The sequence below is a fragment of the Vibrio sp. 1402 genome (assembly GCF_033340275.1).
Genome location: NZ_JAWOWE010000659.1, coordinates 1 through 529, shown reverse-complemented (window position 1 = coordinate 529; position 529 = coordinate 1). Strand labels below are relative to the sequence as shown.

The window sequence follows — 529 nt, the reverse complement described above, 5'->3', positions numbered from 1 at the left end:
GGTGTCTTAGCACACGGTTACGTATCGGAATCCAACGATGGCGGCGCAGCAAGTCGTGCAGCGCTGTGTAAGCACCCAACAACGGATACCAATGAAAGAAACACTAACTGTGGCGCAATTCAATATGAACCACAAAGCGTCGAAGGCCCAGATGGCTTCCCAGAGACAGGCCCTCGCGACGGGAAAATTGCCAGCGCAGAAACTGCTCTAGCAGCTGCACTAGACGAACAAACCGCCGACCGCTGGGTAAAACGTCCGATAAAATCTGGTACACAAACGTTTGAATGGACTTTTACAGCAAACCACGTGACTCGTGATTGGAAATACTACATCACAAAACCGAATTGGAACCCGAACGCTTCATTGTCACGCGACTCGTTCGATCTAAACCCTTTCTGTGTGGTTGACGGCAATATGGTTCAACCACCAAAACAGATGAGCCACCAATGTAACGTGCCTGAACGCGAAGGGTACCATGTCATCCTTGCGATATGGGATGTGGGGGATACCGCTGCATCATTCTACAACG

General features: G+C 50.3%; 1 protein-coding gene. It reads left to right on the top strand.

Annotation, left to right across the window (positions count from 1 at the left end; genetic code table 11):
- Positions 1 to 529 (top strand): lytic polysaccharide monooxygenase (locus R7044_RS27795; RefSeq protein WP_225456315.1); only part of this gene is annotated, 529 nt, incomplete at both ends.